Origin of the sequence: Rickettsia endosymbiont of Culicoides newsteadi (genome assembly GCF_002259525.1) — a bacterium.
GTDB lineage: Bacteria > Pseudomonadota > Alphaproteobacteria > Rickettsiales > Rickettsiaceae > Tisiphia.
The window spans coordinates 22,064-28,208 of record NZ_MWZE01000007.1 but is presented as its reverse complement, the minus strand read 5'-3'; the positions used below and the strand labels follow the sequence as shown (position 1 = coordinate 28,208).

Sequence of the window (6,145 nt, the reverse complement as noted above, 5' to 3'; positions counted from 1 at the left end):
TTCTTTGAATTCTAGAGCTATGTTTAGCTTCACTCTTAATTCCAAGTGCCATGTTTTTACCGCTAACGGAGCAATTCTCAATTAGACTCATAATCATTCCAGAAAGACATTCTAGCCTTGATTTTTTCCAAGAAAAGTTTAGTATCAGTGACTGAAGTAGTATATTGTGCATAGTCAGAAAATACACTCTTATACTACTTCAACCTCCCATATACAATACCTTTGCAGAGTATTTATTACAAAAATTGTAGGGTACTATGGATATATCCACTAAAAATTTTAAAAGTAAGATTAGGAATTTTTGCTAGTATTATTATATTTTTGCCATATATATTAACTAATATTCCCTCTCCTATATATTTATTATTATTACAGTCTTTTATATTGCTATTTCAGATAGAAACATTTCCAGCCGCCTCAATATTTTATAAGCAGTTTCCTGTGTTTAAACGTTTTAGATGTGTCAGCATCTCATTCGCTATGGTAAAAGCAATAATGTATGTTGTTGTTTCTTTTGGATTAGTTTATTTAATAAAATATTTTGGTAATTGGGGAATAGCAATATTTTTTGTGCCATTCATGGTGGCATATGGATTTGGCTTGTATCATTTTGAAACATTAGAGAGATTACGCAATATGTAGTTATAGCTAACCCGCCTGTGTCATTGCGAGAAGCTACTTTAGTAGCATTGAAGCAATCTCACGTAGTAATCTCGCTAATAGCGTCTTGTACTTTTCTGGAATTTTTAAATTGTCATGGGGTTTATGCGTAAGGTAAGTGATAAAATAAATGAAATATTTTACTTATTATATCATTATTGGTATTAGTGTGTGCAATATTTAGTGTATTATTGAATAATTAGAATTGCTGGGTTAGAGTTTACTTTCTCTATCATTTATTCAAATATTCTATTATTGTTATTATATTAAATAGAAGAGGACGCCACAATGAAAGATATCTGTAAAAAAGTTAAATGTATAGTATACTTGCTTATATATGGGCTGGTCACTTGGATTATCGCAAAAATTATACTTATATCAACATTCCCGGATGATGGGCAATGTCACTGCTCCGAAACTCCAGCCTTACTACATTATATTTTGGCTTTGATAGTAACTACAGCCCCAGTGATAACGTATATATGTACGAAAAATTGTAAGCTGAAAACAAAATCTGATACTAAAAAATTATGATTGGTAAACTAAAAGGCACAATAGATGCATGTTTTAATGATTATGTCATTATTGATGTTAATGGTGTTGGGTATTTAGTGTATTGTAGTAGTAAAACTCTAAATAAATTAGTGGTTAATGAGTTTTGTCAATTATTTATCGAAACGCATGTAAGAGAAGATCATATTAATCTTTATGGCTTTTTATCACTCGAAGAAAAGTTTGTTTTTAATTTATTACAATCAGTAAACGGTATTGGGACAAGGATGGCTTTAGCTATTTTATCAAATTTATCACCTGAGCAAATCCAATCAGCGATAGCTAGGCGGGATAAAGAAGCTTTTAAAGCCGTTTCCGGTGTTGGACTAAAATTAGCTGAACGAATTATCATAGAGTTAAAGGATAAAGCCTTAACTAACCTTACTACCAATCTTCCCATCGATAAGAATGATAGTGATTTATCTAAGATATCATCTGATGCTACATTAGTTTTAACCTCACTTGGGGTTAATAGAACTGAAGCCTATAATTTGGTACAGGAAATTATTGCAAAGGATCCTGATCTCTCTATTAATGAGCTAATTAAACTCGCACTAAAGGCTCGTAGTTCCAATGTCTAAAAACCCAGTTTCTAAAAATGTTTTATCAGCTGATATATTGCCAAACGATCAAGAGTTCTCTCTACGACCTAGCTATTTAAAAGAATTTGTTGGGCAACAACAGATCAAAGAGAATTTATCTATTTTCATCCAAGCCGCTAAAAATAGGTCAGAACATTTAGACCATACTTTATTTTATGGACCGCCTGGACTTGGTAAAACCACTCTTGCCCAAATTATTTCTAAGGAGATGGGAGTAAATTTTAAATCCACCTCAGGACCTGCTATATCAAAAGCGGCTGATCTAGCTGCTATACTTACCAATTTGCAAGATAATGATGTGTTATTTATTGATGAAATTCACCGTCTTAGCACCAATATTGAAGAAGTATTGTACCAAGCAATGGAAGATTTTGCTCTGGACATAGTTATTGGAGAAGGTCCCGCCGCAAGGTCAGTAAAAATCAATTTACCCAATTTTACTTTAGTTGGAGCAACTACTAGACTAGGTCTATTGAGTAACCCTTTAAGAGATAGATTTGGTATACCACTACGTTTACATTTTTATAATGTGGCTGAATTAAAACTTGTTTTGAGTAGAGCTAGTAAATTGCTGGCAATTAATGTAACCAATGAGGCGTTAGAAGAAATAGCAAAGCGTAGTAGAGGAACTCCAAGAATTGCCCTTAGGCTAATTAGACGGGTGAGAGACTTCGCTTCTGTCGATGATCAGCTAGAAATTGATAGGAATATTGCCAATCTCTCGCTGAATCGATTAGAAGTTGACAAAATAGGTTTAGACAGTAATGATTATAGATATTTAAAGTTTATCGCTGATAATTATGATGGGGGTCCGGTCGGTATAGAAACAATTGCCGCAGCTCTATCAGAACAACGCGATGCTGTTGAAGAAACTATCGAACCCTATCTAATACAAATAGGGTTATTACAACGTACCCCAAGAGGCAGAGTTATTACCAAAAATGCTTTTGACCATCTGGGAATATAACAATCTATAGTTAATAAAGAAGTAATTTATGAAAATAATTAACATAAAACAACTAACGATCCTGCTGACTTTAATTTTACTCCCCTTTAGCAAAGTGGTTGCCAATAGTCAACAACATTTTGAGAAAGCAAATACTTTAACAATGGAGGGCAAATGGCAAGAAGCAATTGACTCCTATGATTTGGCAATTAAATATAAGCCTGATCTTGCTGAAGCTTACCATAACAAAGGTACAGCTTTGTATGAGTTAGGCAAATGGCAGGAAGCAATTTACTCCTTTGATTTAGCAATTAAACATAAGCCTGATCTTGCTGATGCTTACAACAATAAAGGTACTGCTTTAGGCAAGTTAGGCAAATTGCAGGATGCAATTGACTCCTTTGATTTAGCAATTAAACATAAGCCTGATCTTGCTGATGCTTATTACAACAAAGGTGTAGTTTTAGGCAAGTTAGGTAAATTACAGGAAGAAATTGTTGCTTATGATTTGGCAATCAAACATAAGCCTGATTTTGCTAATGCTTATTATAACAAAGGTATAGCTTTAAAGGAATTAGGTAAATTGCAGGAAGCTATTATAGCATATGATTTAGCAATTAAACATAAGCCTGATCTTGCTGATGCTTACAACAATAAAGGTACTGCTTTAGGCAAGTTAGGCAAATTGCAGGATGCAATTGACTCCTTTGATTTAGCAATTAAACATAAGCCTGATCTTGCTGATGCTTATTACAACAAAGGTGTAGTTTTAGGCAAGTTAGGTAAATTACAGGAAGAAATTGTTGCTTATGATTTGGCAATCAAACATAAGCCTGATTTTGCTAATGCTTATTATAACAAAGGTATAGCTTTAAAGGAATTAGGTAAATTGCAGGAAGCTATTATAGCATATGATTTAGCAATTAAACATAAGCCTGATCTTGCTGATGCTTACAACAATAAAGGTACTGCTTTAGGCAAGTTAGGCAAATTGCAGGATGCAATTGACTCCTTTGATTTAGCAATTAAACATAAGCCTGATTTTGCTAATGCTTATTATAACAAAGGTATAGCTTTAAAGGAATTAGGTAAACACTCACAGGCAAAGGAAGCATTTAGCAAAGCAGAGCAACTTAGGATAAAACATTAAAAATTATAGAATATATGCTACCACGACTAACATTACTCCGTCATTGCGAGACCACGCAAGTAGGTCGTGGCAATCCAAAAAATGATCAAAAATTGATTGCTTCGTCGCTACTGAAGTAGCTCCTCGCAATGACGTTGGAAGCTAAAATCGTCATTGCGAAGAGGCGAAAGCCAACGAAGCAATCCACTCTTTTATGGATTGCCACGCCACCTACGGTGGCTCGCAATGACGGAATAATGTTAGGCATGGTTAGCTATAAAACCAAACTAAAAGATACTTAAAGAAGAAATATTATATGCAAAAAGCTCTAACTTTTATAATTGCTGCCGCAATTATTTACTCTATTGTACAAATGAAAATGCAATCTCCGCCTGAGGAAAATGCCCCTAAGGTTCAGACAACTGAAGCTGAAAGTAATAACAATACTAGTACCCCTGAGCAAGCAAATATACCATTAACTGGTAATTTCCTTGAAAAAACTGTTTCAAAAGTTTTGATCAATGCTCTTAAAACAGAAGAAGGTCGACTATTCTTTGAAAATTTACTACAACCAACTAACAAACCTATTGCTGATGGTAAATATACTATAGAGGTTAATAGAGATTTAATTCAGCCAATGTTTAAGATTAACACCTTTGGTAATGGGACTATCGGTCCAGCGACTTGTGGTCATGTAGTTACATTACATTACCGATTATTGGATATTAACAATAATTTACTCAGCGAAAATACTAAAACCTTTACTCTTGGTTCTAGAGCGATCATGCCAGGAATTGATTCTGTAGTAGTAGGGATGATGGTTGGACAAACCAGACAAGCTATATTTCCTACAAAATATACATCTTCTAACGAAGAAAATAAAGACTATGATCCACCTTATAGGGTTAATATTGTCTTAAATTCAATATTACCTAATAATTTTGTTAATAGTAATGAAGTAAAGATATTTGATGATGAAATAGCTTATAGGATGCCATTATTATGTGGAGATAAAGTAGGAATTGACGCAAAGATTACTAAATTATCGAATGGGCAGGTACTTTATGACTCGACACAAGAAGGGAAAAAGCTAGATATAAAAATTGGTGATATTAATTACCCATTAATTGTATCATATGCTCTACATGGTAAAGTACCAGTTGGCACTAGAACAGTAATTGCTAAAGGTAAGTTATTTAAAGCCCTTGGTTCTAATATCAATAAAATGCTTAATCAAAGTAAGATTCCTGTGGATGAATATTTAATGCTGGAATTAACAAATTTTCAAACAGATTAATTGAGGATAAAAAATGCACGATACTACTTATAATACTAAAAGAGCAACTGTACCAGCTCTCGAACAATTATTATTTGAACCGATAAAAGTACTAGATCATGGTTTCATTAGAGTTATTGATTATATGGGGGATGATAGTAGCATAGTACAAGCAGCACGAGTATCATATGGTAAAGGGACAAAACAACTAAGCCAAGATAAGGGGCTAATTAATTACCTGATGCGTCATAAACATACCACACCATTTGAAATGTGTGATATCAAATTTCATATTAAACTACCTATTTTTGTTGCAAGACAGTGGATACGTCATAGAACTGCTAGTGTTAATGAATATTCAGCTAGATATTCTATATTAGGAAATGAATTTTATTTACCAGAAAAACAGAATCTTGCTGCTCAATCTACAATAAATAAGCAAGGAAGAAGTGATGAAAAAATTCCAGAAAAAATTGCAGATAAAGTATTAGTGCTACTAGAAAAAGATGCTAAAATATGCTATCAGCATTATACTGAAATGATGAATCAGGATGAACATGGCAATATTATTGATGAAAATACCTTAGGTATTACTAGGGAACTGGCAAGAATGAATTTAACTTTGAACTATTATACAGAATGGTATTGGAAAATTAATTTGCATAATTTATTAAATTTTCTGCTACTCCGAGCCGATTCTCATGCCCAATATGAAATCAGAGTATATGCAGAAAAAATGCTAGAAATAGTACAAGCTTGGGTACCTTTTACTTATGATGCCTTTAAGGAATATAGGCTAGAGGGTAATAATATTTCTAAAAAAGGACTGGCTGTCATAAAAAGACTAATTAATAAAGAAGATGTCACGCTAGAGTCTAGTGGTATGACCAAAAGAGAATGGGATGAATTAATGCAAGTTATTGGTGGATAAAATAATAAAGGAGGTGTTTAGATACAGTCAATTCAGGGAAATTGGGTAG

7 protein-coding genes are annotated in these 6,145 nt (G+C 33.3%); all 7 read left to right on the top strand.

The annotated features are described in order from the left end of the window. Window positions 1-321: 321 nt before the first annotated feature. The 7 genes from RiCNE_RS01125 (at window position 322) to thyX (ending at window position 6,096) form a co-directional block, all read left to right on the top strand. Window positions 322-642: a proline/betaine transporter gene (locus RiCNE_RS01125; protein ID WP_133062914.1), complete on the top strand. Its 321-nt coding sequence runs from the start codon at window positions 322-324 to the stop codon at window positions 640-642. 306 nt (window positions 643-948) lie between these two features. After that, complete coding sequence (locus RiCNE_RS01120; RefSeq protein WP_094648797.1) at window positions 949-1,194, top strand: hypothetical protein; 246 nt, start codon at window positions 949-951, stop codon at window positions 1,192-1,194. After that, window positions 1,191-1,793: a Holliday junction branch migration protein RuvA gene (ruvA, locus tag RiCNE_RS01115; RefSeq protein WP_094648796.1), complete on the top strand. Its 603-nt coding sequence runs from the start codon at window positions 1,191-1,193 to the stop codon at window positions 1,791-1,793. Before RiCNE_RS01120 ends, ruvA begins: the two co-directional genes overlap by 4 nt. Continuing rightward, on the top strand, window positions 1,786-2,781 hold the full coding sequence (ruvB, locus tag RiCNE_RS01110) for a Holliday junction branch migration DNA helicase RuvB (RefSeq protein ID WP_094648795.1): 996 nt from the start codon (window positions 1,786-1,788) through the stop codon (window positions 2,779-2,781). The genes ruvA and ruvB overlap by 8 nt, the downstream gene beginning before the upstream one ends. A gap of 28 nt (window positions 2,782-2,809) precedes the next feature. After that, window positions 2,810-3,910, top strand: a complete 1,101-nt coding sequence (locus RiCNE_RS01105) for a tetratricopeptide repeat protein (protein WP_094648794.1) — start codon at window positions 2,810-2,812, stop codon at window positions 3,908-3,910. 295 nt (window positions 3,911-4,205) lie between these two features. Beyond that, window positions 4,206-5,186, top strand: coding sequence for an FKBP-type peptidyl-prolyl cis-trans isomerase (locus RiCNE_RS01100; protein ID WP_094648793.1), 981 nt, complete (start codon window positions 4,206-4,208; stop codon window positions 5,184-5,186). 13 nt (window positions 5,187-5,199) lie between these two features. Beyond that, window positions 5,200-6,096 carry an FAD-dependent thymidylate synthase gene (gene thyX, locus RiCNE_RS01095; protein WP_094648792.1) on the top strand — a complete coding sequence of 299 codons (897 nt, stop codon included), beginning with the start codon at window positions 5,200-5,202 and terminating at the stop codon, window positions 6,094-6,096. Window positions 6,097-6,145 lie beyond the last annotated feature (49 nt).